This window comes from Archangium gephyra (assembly GCF_042230915.1).
In the GTDB taxonomy this organism is placed as follows: Bacteria; Myxococcota; Myxococcia; order Myxococcales; family Myxococcaceae; genus Archangium; species Archangium gephyra_B.
Window position 1 is genome coordinate 4810118 of the sequence record NZ_CP102578.1, and the last position, 16240, is coordinate 4826357.

The following is a 16240-nucleotide window of genomic DNA, read 5'->3' on the forward strand; positions in this document are numbered from 1 at the left end:
TGTCATGAGTGCCACCCCCCGATTGGTGGAAAAGGAAGCGCCCGCCCCGGGTCCCTCGCCCGAGGAGGTACTCAGGAAGAAGAGGGGCCGCAGGGGCGCGCTGCTCCTGGGCTCGACCGCGGTGGCCGTGCTCGCGGGCATCGGCGGCTACGTGCTGCTCACACGCGGGCAGGAGGCCACGGACAACGCGCAGGTGCAGTCGGACATGGTGCCCATCAACGCCCGCGTGGGGGGCCCCGTGCTGCGCGTGTACGTGGTGGACAACGCCCGGGTGAAGAAGGGCGACGTGCTGGTGGAGCTCGACCCGCGCGAGTACGCCGTCCGCCTCAAGCAGGCCGAGGCGGACCTGGTGTCGGCGCGGGCCCAGGCGCAGGCGGCCGAGTCCCAGGTGGGTGTGGCGGAGGCGAGCGCCCGCGGCGGACACTCCACCGCGCGTGCCGTGGTGTCCAGCAGCACGGCGGCGGTGAGCAGCGCCGAGGCCCAGGTGGAGGTGGCTCGCGCGGCCGTGGCCTGGGCGGAGACGGACGCGCGGCGCAAGGCGTTGGAGCTCGATCGCGTGCAGCGGCTGCGCCAGTCGGAGGTCGCCGCTCAGCAGGAGCTCGACGATGCCCTGGCCGCGAACCAGGCCGCGCAGGCGTCATTGGCCGGGGCCCGCGCGCAGCTCGCCGCGGCCGAGCAGGCCCACCAGGGCGCCCTCAGCAAGGTGGAGGAGGCCCAGGGACAGTTGGATCAGAGCGCCCCGGTGGCCGCGAAGATCGCGGTGGCTCGCGCCAGCGCGGAGCTCGCCCGCGCCAAGGTCACCGTCGCCGAGGCCGCGCTGGAGCAGGCCCGGTTGCAGCTCGAGTTCACCCGCGTCCTCGCGCCCGCGGATGGAACGGTGTCCAAGCTGACCGTGCGCGAGGGGCAACTCCTGGCGGCCGGACAGCCGGTGGCGAGGCTCGTTCCACCGCAGACGTATGTCGTCGCCAACTTCAAGGAGACGCAGGTGGGGCACATCCGTCCGGGCCAGCGGGTGGAGGTGCGGGTGGATGCCTTTCCGGGGCTCGCCCTCACGGGCCAGGTGGAGAGTCTTTCCGGAGGAACGGGAGCCAGCTTCTCCCTGCTGCCGCCAGACAATGCCTCGGGCAACTTCGTGAAGGTGGTGCAGCGCGTGCCCGTCCGCATCTCCTGGAAGGACGCCCCCGGGGAGCTGCCCTTGCAGGCCGGCCTGTCGGCGGAGGTCACCGTCTTCACCGCCGGCGAATAGCTCCCCGGAAGTGGCTGTCTTTGGGGTGATGTCTTGTTTTGCCGTTTGATATTGTGTTATGTGATTGCCAGTCTTCATTTCCTGGCTTCCCAGGCCAGAGGAGCACTCCATGAGCATTGACCATCCTCCCAGCACGCAGATGGAGCAGCGGCTCGCCGGCTATTGGGGAGAGTTGCTGGGCCAGCAGGAGATTGGCCGGGGAGATCATTTCATCTCGCTCGGCGGCAACTCCCTGCTCGCGACCATGCTCGCCAATCGCATCGAGGAGGAGTTGGGCATCCGCCCGAGCATGGGCGAGTTGTTCAACACGCTCGGGGAGATGGCCACGCTCTGCGAGCAGTTGGTGCGGGAGCAGGCGGAGGCGGGGAGATGAGTTACGGGTTGTCCCATCTCCAGGCGCTGGAAGCCGAATCCCTCTTCATCATCCGCGAGGTGGTGGCCGAGTTCGCCCGGCCCGTGCTGCTGTTCTCGGGAGGCAAGGACTCGGCGGTGATGCTGTGGCTGGCGGAGAAGGCTTTCGCCCCGGCTCCGCTGCCTTTCCCTCTCCTGCACGTGGATACGGGGCACAACTTCCCCGAGGTGCTCGAGTACCGGGATGCCCGTGTGGCCGCCCTGGACTCCCGCCTGGTGGTGGCCTCCGTCCAGGAGTTCATCGACTCGGGCCGGGTGGTGGAGGAGAAGGGCCCGCGCGCCTCGCGCAATCGCTTGCAGACGGCGCCACTGCTGGACGCCATCGAGAAGCACCAGTTCGACGCCGTTTTCGGCGGCGCCCGCCGCGACGAGGAGAAGGCCCGCGCCAAGGAGCGCGTCTTCTCCTTCCGCGACGAGTTCGGCCAGTGGGACCCCAAGAACCAGCGCCCGGAGCTGTGGAGCCTCTACAACGGCCGCCACCGCCGCGGGGAGCACATCCGCGTCTTCCCCCTGTCCAACTGGACCGAGATGGACATCTGGCAATACATCGCCCAGGAGCGCATTCCGCTGCCCTCCATCTACTTCAGCCACCGGCGCGAGGTGTTCCGCCGTGACGGCATGTTGATGGCGTGCTCGCCCTACCTGCCGCTGCTGCCGGGGGAGCGGGCCGTGTCCGCCCAGGTGCGCTTCCGCACGGTGGGCGACATGACGTGCACCGCCTGCGTCGAGTCCACCGCCAGCACGGTGGAGCAGGTGATCCACGAGGTCTCCGCGTCCCGGGTGACCGAGCGGGGCGCGAGCCGCGCGGATGACAAGTTCAGCGAGACGGCCATGGAAGACCGTAAGCGCGAGGGGTATTTCTAATGGAGCTGCTCAGGTTCGCCACGGCTGGCTCGGTTGACGATGGGAAGAGCACCCTCATCGGCCGGCTGCTCTATGACACGAAGTCCATCTTCGAGGACCAGCTCACGGCCGTGGAGCGCACCAGCAAGGCGCGCGGGGACGAGTACGTGAACCTGGCGCTGCTCATGGACGGCCTGCGCGCCGAGCGCGAGCAGGGCATCACCATCGACGTGGCCTACCGCTACCTCGCCACGCCGAGGCGCAAGTTCATCATCGCGGACACCCCGGGCCACATCCAATACACGCGCAACATGGTGACGGGCGCCTCCACGGCGGACCTGGCGCTCATCCTCGTGGACGCGCGCAAGGGAATCGTGGAGCAGACGCGGCGCCATGCCTTCATCGCCTCGCTGCTGCGCGTGCCCCACGTGGTGCTCTGCATCAACAAGATGGACCTCGTGGACTACAGCGAGTCCGTCTTCGACTCCATCAAGGACGGGTTCCGCGAGTTCTCCATGAAGCTGGAGCTCACGGACCTTTCGTTCATCCCCATCTCGGCGCTCAACGGCGACAACGTGGTGACGCGCTCGGAGAAGATGCCCTGGTACCAGGGCCCCGTGCTCCTGCACCACCTGGAGAACGTGCACATCGCCTCGGACCGCAACCTCATCCAGGTGCGCTTCCCGGTGCAGTACGTGTCGAGGCCCATCTCCAAGAAGCTTCATGACTACCGGGCCTACTCGGGGCAGCTCCTGGGCGGCGTGCTGCGGCCCGGGGACGAGGTGAAGGTGCTGCCCTCGGGCATGACCTCGCGCATCCGCTCCATCGAGCTGGCCGGCAAGCCCGTGGAGGAGGCCTTCCCTCCCATGTCCGTCAACATCTCGCTGACGGATGAGCTCGACATCAGCCGCGGTGACATGATCTGCCGGCCCGGCAATCCGCCCATCGTCTCGCAAGACATCGATGCCATGGTGTGCTGGATGGTGGAGCAGCCCCTGCAGCCGGGCGCGAAGCTGGCCATCAAGCACACCACGCGCTCGGCCCGGGCGGTGGTGAAGGACATCCAGTACCGCATCGATGTCAATACGCTCCACCGGGACGAGCAGTGCAAGTCCTTGAAGCTGAATGAGATTGGCCGCATGTCCTTGCGGACCACCGTGCCGCTCTTCTTCGACGAGTACCGGCGCAACCGCCACACCGGCAGCTTCATCCTCATCGACGAGGGGACGAACGCCACCGTGGGCGCCGGAATGCTCAACGGCCCGGTGGCCTGAACGAACGGTGGGAGTTGCCGAGAGAGTCCATACGCCCCGGTGGGGCCGAACACAGGAGTGAGCCGAACGTGAGTAGGCGCGAGGCGGTCGTGACACAGACAATGGCCGGTACAAACCGGCAGGGTGGTTTCATTCTCTGGTTCACCGGAATGTCCGGGGCGGGCAAGAGCACGCTCTCCACGGCGGTGCGCCGCCGGTTGGAGGGCGGCCACTCCGTGGAGGTGCTCGACGGAGATGAGGTGCGCACCTTCCTGTCGCGAGGACTGGGATTCACCCGGCCCGATCGCGAGGAGAACATCCGTCGCATCGGCTATGTGGCGCGGGTGCTCGCCAGGCACCGCGTGGCGGTGGTCTCCGCGGCCATCTCCCCCTACCGCGAGTCACGCAACGAGGTGCGGCGGCTGGCCACCGAAGCGGGCATCCCCTTCATCGAGGTGTATGCACAGGCGAGCCTGGAGGCGCTCGTGCAACGCGATGTGAAGGGCCTCTACAAGAAGGCGCTGGCGGGGGAGATTCCCCACTTCACGGGCATCTCGGATCCGTACGAGCCACCCGAGTCGCCGGAGGTGACGGTGCGCACCGACTCGGAGACGGTGGAGGCCGGGGTGGAGCGCATCCTCGCTGTCCTGCGCGAGCGCGGACTCACCGCGTAGCGCTTCTCTCCGTAGGGTTGGGTTTTCCAACGCTGGATTCCATCAAACACCGTCGTATTTGTTTGTCCTGTCTGAGGATGAATATGAGAAATCTTTCGCTGGCTCCGCGCGGGTCCTCGTGGGATGTTTTCGCGGCTCGAGAGCTTGATCAGAATTCCTGGCAACAGCTCATTCGCAACGAGATCCCCGCGGTTGTCATTCGGGGCTTCGCCACGCCGGACGAGTGCAGCCGTCTCGTCGACCGGGCGCAGGTGATTGGCTTCGAGACGTACAAGGACGTCGTGCCGCCCATCGACCGGATTGGCGCGACGGTGTTCGAGCACAACGGCTCGGATGTCTCGGCCTACTTCGGGAGGGCCGAGCAGTGCCGGGCGCTCCAGGGCGAGATCTTCTCGCAATCGTTCTCTCCGCTCGAGCGCTTGATGAGCCGGTTGCGCCAGGCCACTGGGGCTCCGGTACAGATCGCCGCCGATCCGAAGCACGGTACCTACTGCGCGGGCCTCATCCGCCGCATCGAGAATGGGACCCTGCTCCACATCGACTACGCCCCCGCCGAGCAACCGGAGTGGTGGGTGGCCCAGGTCCAGGTCCAGCTCGCCTGGAACCTCTACCTCGAGCTCGACCCGAAGAATCCCGGCGATACGTACGTCTACAATCGCGCGTGGACGCCCGAGGATGAGGTCTACAAGCTCCCAGGTACGTACGGCTACAGCCGCCCCGTGGTCGAGGGCGCGGAGCGGTTCACTTTGCGGCCCACGATGGGCGACGTGTACATCTTCAGTACGCGCAACTACCACGAGGTCGATTCGAGCGCGGGTCACCGCACCACCGTGACCTCGGCGATCGGTACGCTCCCTGACGGGAGGATTGTCCTGTGGTCTTGAGCGCACACGCCTCCTGCACCGCGGCGGTCATGCACGGTGCCAACCGCCCCGTCGAGCTCCAGCACTTCTCCGCACCCGAGCTCGAGCCGGGTGGGGTCCTGCTCGAGACGATCTTCTCCGAGGTATGCGGGACGGACGTCCACCTGTCGCACGGCCGGCTCGCCGGTGTGCCGTACCCGATCATCCCCGGCCACGTTTCCGTCGGAAAGGTGCTGGCCGTGCGCGGCGAGCCGCTCGACGTCGACGGGCGTCCCGTGCGTGTCGGTGCCACGGTCACGTTCCTCGACGTCGTCGGGACCTGCAACGCCTGCTGGTTCTGTCTGGTCGCCAAGATGCCGAACCGCTGTCCTTCGCGGCGCGTCTACGGCGTCACCTACTCGGCGAAGGAAGGTCTGTACGGCGGTTGGTCGCAGCTCATCTACCTCAAGCCCGGAGTGTCCATTCTCGAGGTCCCGCCGACGCTCACGCCGGAGCGCGTGATCGCGGGCGGCTGCGCGTTGCCGACCGCGATCCATGCCGTCGACACGGCGCGCATCCAGCTCGGAGATCGCGTGCTGATCCAGGGAGCGGGCCCGGTGGGGCTGAGCGCGGCGACCCTGGCCCTGCTCTCTGGTGCGGGCGCGGTCTACGTCGTCGAGTGTCATGAGGTGCGGCTCGCGATGGCCCGCGAGTTCGGGGTCGATGAGGCCATCCGGCTCGACGTCACGGGTTCCAACAGCCACGTGGAGCGGATTCTCGCGCTCACCGGCGGACGCGGCGTGGACGTGACGATCGAGGCCACCGGCGTACCCGCGGCGGTCAAGGACGGCATCCACATGACCCGCGACGGCGGGCGTTACGTGATCGTCGGGCACTACACCGATCACGGCGAGGTGGGGCTCAACCCGCACACGGAGATCAATCGCAAGCACCTGGAGATCCGTGGCGTGTGGGGCGTGGACTTCAGCCACTTCCATCGCATGCTCCGCATCCTCGACCGGCACGGTGCCAAGGTGGCCGGGGGCAAGGGCTGGGAGCACATGGTCAGCCGCACCTACGGCCTCGAAGAGGTCAACCAGGCCCTGGCCGATGTCGAGACGGGCCGCATCGTGAAGGGACTCATCCGTCCCCATCCCGTCCGGACCTCACCATGACGGCCGATTCGATCGATGCCGCCGTGGCCTCGCGGAGACCCGCCCTGGGCTTCATCGGCGGCGGTGTGATGGCCGAGGCATTGATTGGAGCGGTCACCGCGGGCGGCCTGGCCGCACCCGGCACCATCCTCGTCGGAGAGGTAGACGAGGAGCGTCGCCGGGTGCTCCGCGAGAGGCATGGCGTCGAGGTGACCGCGGACAACCTCGCGGCAGCAGCCGCGGAGCTCGTCGTGCTGGCCGTGAAGCCCCAACAATTGGGTGCTGTCCTCCAGCAGCTGCGCGGGCGGCTCCGCGAGGACACGATCGTCGTCAGCATCATCGCGGGCGCGCGTCTGCGGACGCTGTGCGAGGGGCTCGAACACCCACTCGTCGTTCGCGCCATGCCCAACACCCCCGCGCGCGTCCGCAAGGCGGCCACCTTCTGGTGCGCAAGCGCGGGCTCGAGCAAGCCGGCGCTGCTGCGCGTACGCTCCCTGCTGGGCGCACTCGGCACCGAAGTGGAAGTCGCCGACGAGGCCGGCGTGGAGATGGCGACGGGCCTCGCTGGGCCCATGCCCGCCTTCGTCTTTTTTCTCATCGAGGCGTTCATCGACGCCGGCGTGGCCCTGGGGCTGCCGCGCGAGCAGGCCACCCTGGCAACGGTGGAGAGCATGCGCGGAAGCCTGGAGCTGCTGCATCGCACCCAGGAGTCCCCGGCGGCGTTGCGCAAGCAGGTCACCAGCCCCGGTGGCGCGACGCTGGCCGGCTTGAAGGTGTTCGAGAGCGCGGGCGTCCGGGAGGCGATGGGCGCGGCGGTCCGCGCGGTGCACGCGCGCGCGCAGGAGCTCGGCCAGCTTCCGCTCGCGCCCGGCAAGGAGGGCTGACTCCCCCTTGGCCCCGAGGCGCTGACGATGCGCTGACGGTCGGCCTGTACACCCCTTTCCGTTTTTGGAACTGGATGAGGTTTTCCTCGTTTTTTCCCAAGGGGTGACATCGTGAAGACGAAGTACGGCTGGATGTTGGCGGGGGCCCTGCTGGCCACCGCGTGTGGCGGTGCGGTGGAGGGCGACGTGATGCAGGCGGAGACTCCGGCGCAGGTGGAGAGCGCGCTGACGATTCCCGCGTATGGGAGCCTGGGTGCCATGGCGGGGACGATGGAGGGCGCGCCCATCGTCGTCAGCAACAACCCGGAGAGCGTGAGCCGTGAGGGCCTGCTGCTGGCGATGGAGCAGATGTCGCCGGCCGATGTGAACACGGTGCGGCGCGTGCTGAGCAGCGTCAACCTGGACCCCGTGGGGTGTCCGTCGGGAGGCCTGAAGGAGTTCGCCTTCTACATGCACCACCTCAACCAGCTGGGCGCGAACGCGCGCTACTACGTCTTCGTGGAGCCCGCGGTGCCGGGCACGGCGGTGACGTTCAACGCCTACGGTTCGGCCATCACCCAGCTGGACACCGGCGCGCTGGATCCGGGCAACAGCCCCTCGTACTTCGTGTCCCTGGCGAACGTGACGGGCTCGCATCCCGCCGGGGTGGGCACGGCGTACGGCTCGCGCTTCATCAACCTCTCCGGCCAGACCATCACCAGCGAGTACGGCCTGGTGAACCTGGCGGCCAACGCGGGCACGTCGGTGGACGCGCGCATCAAGGTGCGCTCCACCAACAACACGTGCATGAAGGTCCGGGTGGTGGCCGCCTCGGCCACCAACGCCACGCTGGCGCTGGCGTACAGCCTGGGCAAGCGGGCCTATGCCTGGGGCAACATCCCGACGACGTCCTCCACGGTGGGCGGCGCGCCGTGCACGGACGCCAACAGCATCGGCTGGGGCCGGCCCTCGGGCACCTACAAGTTCGAGCGCTGGAATGCCCCGTTCGCCACGCAGACGCTGACGGCCGCCAACTCGGTGCGCGGTTGGAAGCTGCTGGCGGCTCCCACCAACCGCGAGTACATCGACTCGACGGGCGTGTCGCGGTGCGAGCCGTCCACCTCGGACATTTCGCCCTCGAGCAATGCCCAGCGTGCACCGGCGCTCGGCTACTACTCCACCAACACCTCCGGGCAGACGGAGGGGCGTGACAGCGACCCGAACTCGACGGCCAACTACGGCGCCGAGTACAAGCTGAGCTACCCGGTGACGAACAGCACCGGCCAGTGCGTGGAGGCCAAGCTGCTGCTGACCAGCTACCCGGGCTCCAACCTCTGCTCGGCGGCGACCACCGCCCTGACGCGCCACTACGATGGGGCCGCGAAGATCACCCAGAACGGGGTGGTGCAGCCCGTCACGCGCCTGTTCACCAAGTGCCCGGTGGGCCCGGTGACGACGACCATCGCCTCCAAGCAGCTGGCCGCCAGCGAGACGGTGACGTGGGACGTGCAGTTCTTTGTCCCCGGCCTCATCTCGATTCCCGCGGGCGTCCTGCTCACGTCCTGCCCCTGCGGGCAGACCTGCTGAGCCCGTGAGGCGGAGACCCCTGGCGGTGCCGGGGGTCCTCGTTCCGGAGAGCAGCGGGCGGGCAGACTCCCATCGGGGACAGCGCCGACTCCCTCGAGGATCTGGGCCCGAGGAGCGAGTGCGTCCGTGGCGGCTCGCGGTTCGAGACCTGGCGTCAGAGTGGATTCCAGCCGCGGCTCCAGGAAGAAGACGCGGTAGGTGAGGGAAAGGCCCATGCCGCTCACCTGCCTGTGACTCGGCGTGGGCGTCCTGGAGCCGGTCGAGCACCACCCGGGCGACGCGCAGCTCAGGGGGCGTCGAGATCCGGGGGGCAGGGACGCGAGACGTTCCGCCAGCAACCTCGTACAGGCCGATGGCCTGCGCGGTGGTATCCCACTGCTGCGGAGGGCCCGCCCCGTCTATTGGAAGCGGCGGGAATCGAAGCCGCTAAATGTCGTGTCCTGGTGGCCTCCACCGGGCCCGAATGGGGCCTCCACCGGCCCGAGCTTCGGCTGCCGTGCCCTGGTGGCCGTACTGCCCCCCGAGGGACAACCAACCCGCAGGGTCATCCATCACCCTCCCGACTGACTTCTAGCGTCCGAAAACCGACGCGCCTGACCCGCTATGGCAAGTAGGCGGGTCGGCAAGCTGAACCCCCGGGTAAATAGGGAAGGCCGGACAGGGTTGCTCGATGCTCGAAACCTCGGATCTCCACAGCCGGACAGCACGGGGAATCGCTCTGCTGCCTTGGGACTCGTCCACTCAGCCGAGATTGAACGGGAGTGCAGGCAGGTAACGCAGCGAAGCACTGAGGGACAAGGCGATGCACCCAGTAGGTCCAACACGATTGGTGGCGCTGCTAGTAGCGGTGGCAATGGCAAACCTCGGATGCGCCCACACGCAAGTGCCCGAGCGCAAGATGTACCTGATTGCCGAGGACGCAAGCAGCATCAACTTCCAAGAAGATGCACGTGGGATCGGCGGCGCTGGCGCAGAGGCATACTGCAACGAGCTACAAAAACAGTGCTACACCAAGTGCATGAGGCGCAAGCCGGAGATCCCCTCCATACCTAAGCACTCGGGCAAGCATAAGGAGCACTGCACCACAACATGCCTCAACGAATATATGGATTGCGTCAAGAAAATGGAGGAGTTGGAGAGGCAGGAAGCACAGAGCAAGAAGCTTCAATTTCCTAACATCGACAAAGCGCTCGACTGGCTCAAAGAACACACGCCCGAGGCGCCACCTGGAACCCATGTGGTTGTGGCCGGAGTAGGCTTTGTCATTGCTATGGTCGGCGGCGCGCTCTTTCTTGTTCCCATCTAAGCTAAACGTTGCATCCAAAAAACAGAAGCCGAAAGGCTCGGCGCCGCCATGCCCCTTATTCCAGATTTCGACACAGACGCAATCCTCAGTGCTCTTAACGCCATTAGCCAGAAGCATCCAGAGGGCTCCCCGGAGAGGGACGTAATCGAACTCGCGCAGATCGCATTGGTCTACCCTCGCCACATCCGGAAAGAGGATGACTTCCGCAGGTTCTACAAAGAGTTCTTTGACCCCTCATTCAAGCTCAAAGTCTCCCATGATTTTGCAACACGGGAAGAGGCAGACAAATGGCTGGCCAGCGGGAAGGCAGAGGACGCAGAGCGCGTCAGGATCGCTGGCAAGGGTTTCATGGTCGTTCGATTGCCTGGGAGGTTTACGTTCATGAGCGCACCTCTTGAAGACGAAGAGGTGGAGGAAGACGAATCGGGGGAGGATTCCAAGTAGGCAATTCAAACCTACGGGAATGACACTGAGGACTACGGAGCGGACGCCGTTTTCGTCATCAACCCGGCGTCAAACATGCCCCGCGGCATTGCCGGGCCTCGGCTCGCGCCTCCCGCGCTTCCTGCTGGCAAACCTCCACCGGGCGGGAATGACGGAACACCCGCGGCGCAGGAGGACGTTCGACTTCGACTTTCCGGTCTGTTGACGCCAGACTCCTGGTCCTCGGCCCGGCGGGTGGGGCGGCCGGGGAAAGCCGAGGTGTCCCATGGGAAAATGGATGAACGTCGCCTTCGTGCAGACGGCGGATCTCGGACGGCTCGAAACGGCGGTGGAGCGTCTGCTCAAGGAGGCCGGGCGCCACCAGGTGCGTCCCCCGCCGCGCACGCCCGAGCCCTACGATCCGATGCAGTACGGGCATGGCGAGGACGTCCCCCGCTGGGGCCTCGCGGGCTTTCTCGCCTCGCCGAGCTGGTGCGCCCTGCGGAGCGCACCCTACGAACTGCTCATGGAAGGGGAGGCACCGCTCCTGGCGCGCCTCACCGAGCAGCTCGGCACGGTGGGTTTCCAGTACAACCTCTACGATAGCACCGGGGAGTTCCTGTTCGAGGCGGATGCGCAGGGGGGCTTCGAGCAGTCGGGCCTGGGCGGCAGCCACAACTGGCAGCGCCTGTGGCGAGGAGCGGAGCCGCCCATGGAGCGGCTGGAGGTGTGCTTCCGACGCGTCGACCCGGGCCCGGCAGCCCGGCTCGCTCGGGAGCGCTGGCCGGATCTCTGGGTGTCAGAGATAACCTCTTCGGGGCCAGAGGAGGAGGCGCTCCGAGCCTGGCTCGCGGCCGTGGGCGGAGAGACATTCACGCGCCAGTACCCTGGAGGGCCCCTCACTTGGTGGCGCGCCCACCCGGCCCACGTGGTGCTCGCGATGGTGGCTGGCCAGGACGCCTCGTTCCTGAGCGGGGACGTGAAGGCGGAAGCAGTGCGCCTGGTGTTCGGCGGCGAGGCCGCGGAGTACTGCGACAATGGCTTCCTCGTCGAGACGCTCATCCCGCACGCCCCCCTGCCTCTCAGCCCCGCCTTCGTTCTTTATGGCGACCGAGATCCGCCCTCGCGCTCACGACGCCGGTGACCCTGCACTGTTCCTCTGCACTCGACATTCGGTGCTAAACGCCCGCTCGTGTTACCGAGCACGCTGGACGAGGGAGAAGTGGGCCCGGGTGAGCGCGCAGAGTGATGGAGAGGCCCATGATCGTGGCCAGGATTCCATCAGCAGCCCGGCGAAGAGAGAAGGAGGAGAGACCCCCCTGTGTCAGGGGAGTTGACGCCTGAAATGTCTTCTGCCCGTCGCGGTGCCGCGCGCTCCTGTCACCAGCCTGGACGGGGATGGCGGCTCCGAGCCCCGCTGAGCCGCCCGGGGAGCCAGGGCCTTCATCCGGGGGGCGTTCGTCCCACTCCGCATGAGGGCCCCGCGCCCCTCGGTTCAGCGCGCCTGCCGCCAGAACATGTTGTCGCTCGGCACTTCCGTGCTCATGCCGGCGGACTGGTACCAGGTGTACGAGGAGTTCATCATCTCCTGCGTCCGCACGTCCGTCGTCTTGGCCGAGGCCGCGGTGCCCGTGCAGCTGTAGCCCCCCGTGGAGGTGTCGAAGCACTCGACGGGCGCGCTGTAGGCGAACGAGCGGAAGTACATGTTGTAGGCCGCCACGTGGCGCGCCCCCTGGTTCGTGTTGGGAATCCACTGGGGGATGAGCTCCGTCTGGCCGATCATCGTCGTCAGCGGCAGGTTCGAGTCCCCGATGAAGAGGTCATTGATGTTGGAGGACTTGTAGCGCTCGAAGATGACGCCGCGGGTCTTCAGGGTGTTGATCTGCTCGCGCGCCACCTCGCCCGTCCAGCGGCCACCCAGGTAGGTCTTGCCGTCCTTGGACCAGAACGGGTCCATCAGCGCCACGCGGGTGGGCTGCAGGCGCGAGTTGATCCGCCCGGCCACCACGTTGTCGCTCAACATGATGCTGGTGCGGTGGGCCATCTGCGAGCCCAGCGAGTGGCCGACGATGCGCAGGTGCGGGCCGCTGAAGTTGGCCATGTTGGCGGTGATGGCGTTGTAGAACAGCTGCGCGGCGCTCACCGTGGGAGCGCCCGTGGTGGTGTAGGTGCCGTCGCACTGGCGCCAGCGCATGGCCTGCGGACCCGTGCCGGTCCAGATCTTCGTCTCCGCGTTCTTGACCTCGGGCTCGTCCGCGAACTGGTTCCAGTAGAAGATGCCGATGTTCCAGCCCGCGTTGATCCACGCGTCGGCCATGTTCACGTTGACGCCGTACGTGGGATCATTCTCCGCGTAGTTGAACGTCTCGCGCTTGCCGTTGAGGACGCCGTCCTTCTGCCAGCCGTGCACGTAGATGACGGTGGGCTTGGCGGCGTTGAAGTAGGGGTTGTAGACACCGGGGACGGCCTTCTGGGAAGCGTTGCCCAGGCCGTACCAGTAGATGCCGAAGTCCAGGGTGCGGCAGTCGAAGGGCACGGCCGCGTGCGCGCCAGAGGGCAGGCCCACTCCCAGCACCACGCCCAGGGCGGCCAGTGCCCCAATCAGAGGGTTCTTCATGAGAAATCCTTTGTAAGGGTGAAGGGGCCCGGGCCGCCCCGGGAAGGGTGGGGCGGCCCGGCTGAAGCGCTCAGCGCACCTGGATGGCGTCGGCGACGACGTAGAAGCCGGAGGTGGTCCAGCGGCTGAGCTGGACCTTGTTCCAGCCGGCCGGGAAGCTCCAGGTGCCCAGCGTGTTCCACTGGCCGCCGTTGAGCTGCTGGTTCACGCTCACCGTGCCCAGGTTGTTGCCGTTGGCGTCGATGATGACGAAGGGCGCGGTGGTGGAGCGGTTGGAGGCCGCCACCCACCAGGCGTCGATCGTCCGGGTGCCCGCCGCCGCCAGGTAGAAGCTGAACACGAACGGGTCGGAGACCGCGGCCGTGGTGGCCGTGTAGTAGTTGTTGCCGTAGTAGCCGGCGTTGGCGCCGACAGCCCAGTTGGCCGACATCTGGACGGAGCCCTTGGTGCTGTCGTTGTTGGCGTTGTTGCTGTCCACGACGAGGCCGACGGTGGGCACGGCGCCACAGTAGCTGTTGATCTTGCTCAGGTACGTGCTCCACGGCCAGTTGGGGCCGGGATCCGTGCGGGTGGCCGGCTGCAGGCGCCCGTGCGAGACGATGTGGTAGCTGTCTCGGGTGATGTTGTTGTCACGCGCGATGTCGCACGAGAGCTTCGCCGAGGCGTCGATCTGCCCCGTGGGGAAGGACGTCTGGCTGGCGTAGCCGCCGTGCTCGATGCCCACGGAGAAGTGGTTGACGGACACGCCGTTGAGGTTGCACTTCACCGAGCCGTTGAGGCCGCAGTCATAGGACGCCGCCACGTGCCAGGCGCGGTCCGCCTCGCGCACGAGCTGGGAGATCTCCGTGCCCGACTCGTTCACCACGTAGTGGGCGCTCGCCTGGGCGGACGAGTTGGCCAGCCAGCTCCAGCACCCGGAGTAGGCACCCTCACAGGTGTGGATGACGATCATCTGCGGCGAGTAGCCCGAGCGCGTGTTGTAGTTGGGCGAGGCCCGCCAGATGGAGGACGCATAGTCCGGGCCCGCCGCCATCGCCCGCACCGAGGGCATGTCATACCGGGCCTGGGCCTGGGTGGGCAGGAGCGACACCCGCACCTGCTCTCCGGGCCCGTAGGCCACGGCGCCCTTGCGCAGCACGTCGTACACCTCCGAGTGGATGTACTGGGCGCGCGCCTCCGCGTGCTCGATTCCACTGAAGCGGGCCACGGCCGGGGCCCACGCGCCCAGGTCCGTCCGGTCCACGCCCAGCTCGTCCGCGTGCGAGCGCAGCAGGGCCGCGCCCGCCCTCAGGTGCGCCAGCGGCTGGGTGCGCGCCTCCTCCACCGTCACCCCCGCCAGCTCCGCCGCCCGCTCCAGCGCCGCACCGCGCAGCGCCAGCAGGCCATACGCGGGAGCCCGTCCCTCGAACTCCTGCCCGCCCCGCACCATCTCCCAGCGCGTCTCCACGTAGGAGACGGCCTTGAGCAGGTCCGCGGGCACGCCGAACTCCGCCGCCGCCTGCGCGAACAGCCCGTCCAGGGCCTGCTGCTCCCGCGCCTCCGGGGGGGTGTTGACCGGCTGCCCGGCCTCGGAGCCCGGCGCGCCACAGGCGGACAGGGCCAGCGCGGCCAGGGCCGCGGACATCGTCTGATTCAAACGCATGGCTTGGACCTCTTCCTTGGACGAGGGATTACAGGGAGAACGACGAGGTATCCGCGGTGGACAGCCAGTAGTTGCCGTCCGGACCGGCCGCCGAGCGGACCGAGCTGTACGAGTAGGTCACGCCGCGGCCATTGGTGGAGGTGCGGTTCGGATAGCCACAGCCGTAGCAGCCCGCCCACAGGCCCGAGGGATCATTCATCACCCAGCCCGTGCTGTTGTAGCCGATGACCACCATGATGTGGCCCGCGCTGGTGAAGTAGCCGTGGATGACCACGGGGCGGCCGGCGTCGATCTGCCGTTTGATCATCGCCTCGGTGCCGGAGTAGGTGTACTGCGAGGCCAGACCGTACTGGGTGTAGATGGACGCGAGTCCCGAGGGGGACTGGCCCTGGGCCTTGCCGAAGCGCGTGTAGAGCCCGTCCGGGGTGACGCCCTTGTTGTAGTAGTTGAGCAGCATGGAGCCCGAGGTGATGCCGCAGGTGGCCGAGGGCTCGTAGGTGTTGAAGTACTGGTAGAAGTAGGGGACCGTCAGCGGGTTGGCCGTGGCCACGACGGGCAGCAGCCCCTTGGCGATGCGCATGCTCTCACAGGCCGTGCCTCCGCCCACGCTCTTGCAGGCATTCACCTGGCTCACGGAGAAGGGGCCGAAGGCATTGGTGCCCTCCACACAGGCGTCGATGGAGGTGTCCAGCACCGAGCCCGGCATGCAGCTGCCGGTGCCACGGATGGAGCGGGCGAAGCTGACCGCCCAGCGGCTGGCGGTACAGCCCGTGCCGCCGCCGTTGGCCTGACAGGTGCTCACCATGCTCTGCGTGAACGGGCCCACGGCCTCGGTGGACGACACGCACAGCCGGTAGGTCGCGTCGAACGTGAAGCCCGCCGGGCAGAACACGTTGGTGCTGGTGGGCAGCGCCTGCGCCTCCACGCCGATCTCGCCGGCCTCCTGCGCCAGGGGCTCCGGACCACACGCGGACAGCACGGCCAGCGCTCCGGCCAGGGCGACAATCATTGCTCTCATGTTTGCTTTCCTCCGGACGCGGCTCGGATGCCTGCGTCCTGGTCTACTTCGTGATTTCGCGGTCCCTCATGCCAGCAATTCGCCCGGAAGTCCTCTTTTATTTTGATTTCCATGATGACCACTTTGGGTGAGTCATTGCGATTCAGCATGAGAGGAATTGTGAATGACGCGGCGTCAGCCCATCGTCAGCGCATCGTCATTCCCCGTCATTCCAGCGTCAGGAATTGGATCGCGAACCGCGGCGGACGGTGCGCGTCAGGAAAAGGCATATTTTTGAGAGACAAAGGGTGTTCGGGCGCTATTCTGGAAATCAGCGGATGTTGGGTTGTTCAGCGTCCTGAAAGTATTTCACCCACAATGA

At 67.1% G+C, this 16240-nt stretch carries 15 protein-coding genes; 12 read left to right on the forward strand and 3 right to left on the reverse strand.

Annotated elements, in window-relative coordinates; genetic code table 11:
- Positions 1–4 precede the first annotated feature (4 nt).
- The 12 genes from NR798_RS19115 to NR798_RS19170 all read left to right on the forward strand — a co-directional run bounded on the left by NR798_RS19115 (position 5) and on the right by NR798_RS19170 (position 11746).
- Entirely contained in the window at positions 5–1246 is a 1242-nt protein-coding gene (locus NR798_RS19115; RefSeq protein WP_375772920.1) for an HlyD family secretion protein, read from the forward strand.
- Positions 1247–1355: 109 nt separating this feature from the next.
- A complete protein-coding gene (locus tag NR798_RS19120; protein ID WP_375772921.1) occupies positions 1356–1619 on the forward strand; it encodes a phosphopantetheine-binding protein in 264 nt (87 codons plus the stop codon).
- Complete coding sequence (cysD, locus tag NR798_RS19125; RefSeq protein ID WP_375772922.1) at positions 1616–2521, forward strand: sulfate adenylyltransferase subunit CysD; 906 nt, start codon at positions 1616–1618, stop codon at positions 2519–2521. The genes NR798_RS19120 and cysD overlap by 4 nt, the downstream gene beginning before the upstream one ends.
- Positions 2521–3774 carry a sulfate adenylyltransferase subunit 1 gene (locus tag NR798_RS19130; RefSeq protein ID WP_375772923.1) on the forward strand — a complete coding sequence of 418 codons (1254 nt, stop codon included), beginning with the start codon at positions 2521–2523 and terminating at the stop codon, positions 3772–3774. The genes cysD and NR798_RS19130 overlap by 1 nt, the downstream gene beginning before the upstream one ends.
- A gap of 68 nt (positions 3775–3842) precedes the next feature.
- Positions 3843–4427 carry an adenylyl-sulfate kinase gene (gene cysC, locus NR798_RS19135; RefSeq protein ID WP_375772924.1) on the forward strand — a complete coding sequence of 195 codons (585 nt, stop codon included), beginning with the start codon at positions 3843–3845 and terminating at the stop codon, positions 4425–4427.
- 83 nt (positions 4428–4510) lie between these two features.
- Complete coding sequence (locus NR798_RS19140) at positions 4511–5311, forward strand: hypothetical protein (protein ID WP_375772925.1); 801 nt, start codon at positions 4511–4513, stop codon at positions 5309–5311.
- The gene (locus NR798_RS19145; protein WP_375772926.1) at positions 5308–6444 is read left to right on the forward strand and encodes a zinc-binding dehydrogenase; all 1137 of its coding nucleotides are present in this window, start codon (positions 5308–5310) and stop codon (positions 6442–6444) included. Before NR798_RS19140 ends, NR798_RS19145 begins: the two co-directional genes overlap by 4 nt.
- A complete protein-coding gene (proC, locus tag NR798_RS19150; protein ID WP_375772927.1) occupies positions 6441–7307 on the forward strand; it encodes a pyrroline-5-carboxylate reductase in 867 nt (288 codons plus the stop codon). Before NR798_RS19145 ends, proC begins: the two co-directional genes overlap by 4 nt.
- Positions 7308–7418: 111 nt before the next feature.
- Positions 7419–8873, forward strand: a complete 1455-nt coding sequence (locus NR798_RS19155; RefSeq protein ID WP_375772928.1) for a hypothetical protein — start codon at positions 7419–7421, stop codon at positions 8871–8873.
- Between the two features lie 853 nt (positions 8874–9726).
- Positions 9727–10179 carry a hypothetical protein gene (locus NR798_RS19160; protein ID WP_375772929.1) on the forward strand — a complete coding sequence of 151 codons (453 nt, stop codon included), beginning with the start codon at positions 9727–9729 and terminating at the stop codon, positions 10177–10179.
- Between the two features lie 48 nt (positions 10180–10227).
- Positions 10228–10623, forward strand: coding sequence for a hypothetical protein (locus NR798_RS19165; protein ID WP_375772930.1), 396 nt, complete (start codon positions 10228–10230; stop codon positions 10621–10623).
- 277 nt (positions 10624–10900) lie between these two features.
- On the forward strand, positions 10901–11746 hold the full coding sequence (locus NR798_RS19170; protein ID WP_375772931.1) for a hypothetical protein: 846 nt from the start codon (positions 10901–10903) through the stop codon (positions 11744–11746).
- 351 nt (positions 11747–12097) lie between these two features.
- On the opposite strand, the gene NR798_RS19175 is transcribed toward NR798_RS19170, so the two are convergent.
- The 3 genes from NR798_RS19175 to NR798_RS19185 form a co-directional block, all read right to left on the reverse strand.
- Positions 12098–13219, reverse strand: a complete 1122-nt coding sequence (locus tag NR798_RS19175) for a hypothetical protein (protein ID WP_375772932.1) — start codon at positions 13217–13219, stop codon at positions 12098–12100.
- Positions 13220–13289: 70 nt separating this feature from the next.
- The gene (locus NR798_RS19180; protein WP_375772933.1) at positions 13290–14861 is read right to left on the reverse strand and encodes an N-acetylmuramoyl-L-alanine amidase; all 1572 of its coding nucleotides are present in this window, start codon (positions 14859–14861) and stop codon (positions 13290–13292) included.
- 28 nt (positions 14862–14889) lie between these two features.
- Positions 14890–15879: a C39 family peptidase gene (locus NR798_RS19185; protein ID WP_375772934.1), complete on the reverse strand. Its 990-nt coding sequence runs from the start codon at positions 15877–15879 to the stop codon at positions 14890–14892.
- Positions 15880–16240: the final 361 nt, after the last annotated feature.